The sequence below is a fragment of the Synechococcus sp. WH 5701 genome (genome assembly GCF_000153045.1).
Classification (GTDB): Bacteria; Cyanobacteriota; Cyanobacteriia; order PCC-6307; family Cyanobiaceae; genus Regnicoccus_A; species Regnicoccus_A antarcticus.
The window spans coordinates 1-1,241 of the sequence record NZ_CH724165.1 but is presented as its reverse complement, the minus strand read 5'-3'; the positions used below and the strand labels follow the sequence as shown (position 1 = coordinate 1,241).

Here is a 1,241-nt window from a genome sequence, read left to right as displayed (position 1 = left end):
GCGCGACGCCACGGTGCGGCCGTAAAGCAAAAGAACTCGCCCCTTGGGATCTCCCGTACTGGAGCGAAAAATTACGCCAAGAGCGGTTTGATTTGGATCAAGAGGCACTTCGTCCATGGTTCCCGTTGCCGCAGGTTCTTGATGGCCTCTTTGGGCTCTGCAACAGGCTTTTTAATGTGGTGATCGAAGCCGCCGATGGGGAGGCTCCGATCTGGCATCAAGACGTTCGTTATTTCCGCGTGCAACGGCAAGACGGCACCCCACTTGCCTCGTTTTATCTCGATCCCTACAGCCGACCGGCCAGCAAACGCGGTGGGGCCTGGATGGATGAATGCCTTGGACGGAGAACAAACCCCGACGGCACCCATGTGCTGCCTGTGGCCTACCTGATTTGCAATCAAACCCCTCCCGTCGAAGACACCCCGAGCTTGATGAGCTTCGAAGAAGTGGAAACGCTCTTCCATGAATTTGGCCATGGTTTGCAGCACATGCTCACCACGGTTGATGAACCGGAAGCCGCCGGCATTAGCAACGTGGAATGGGATGCCGTTGAGCTGCCAAGCCAATTCATGGAGAATTGGTGCCTTGATCGTGCCACCTTGATGGGGATGGCACGCCATTGGCAAACCAACGAACCTTTACCTGAGGACGAGTTCCAAAAACTGCGCAAAAGCCGCACATTCAACGCTGGTCTGGCAACGCTTCGCCAAGTGCATTTCGCCCTAAGCGATCTTCGCCTTCATAGCCGCTGGACGCCTGAACTTGGCATCACTCCTGATGCATTACGCCGGGACGTTGCAACCACCACCACGGTGATGGAACCCATCCCTGAAGATCAATTTCTCTGCGCCTTTGGCCACATTTTTGCTGGTGGGTACTCAGCTGGGTATTACTCCTACAAATGGGCTGAGGTCTTAAGCGCCGATGCATTCGCTGCCTTTGAGGATGCTGGTCTCGACAATGAACAGAAAGTTCAATCCACTGGGGCTCTCTTCCGAGACACTGTTCTCAGCCTTGGCGGAAGCCGCTCGCCGTCTGAGGTCTTCGAAGCCTTCCGCGGGCGCCCTGCAAGCACCGAAGCATTAATCCGACATTCCGGCCTGGTGAACGCCTAAGGCCAAGGGTTGATCAGGACTGGTTCACCGCTTTGCCAATGATTCTCAAGGCATTCGGATGCTTCATTAATTGATGGTGCGTCCAAACAGGAATCTCTTGAATCGATCCTTGTGGCAGCACAGCCT

The 1,241-nt window shown here is 55.1% G+C and carries 1 pseudogene; it reads left to right on the top strand.

The features are described 5' to 3' along the window. A pseudogene (locus WH5701_RS15520) lies at positions 1–1,115 on the top strand (M3 family metallopeptidase); the annotation flags it as partial. Positions 1,116–1,241: the final 126 nt, after the last annotated feature.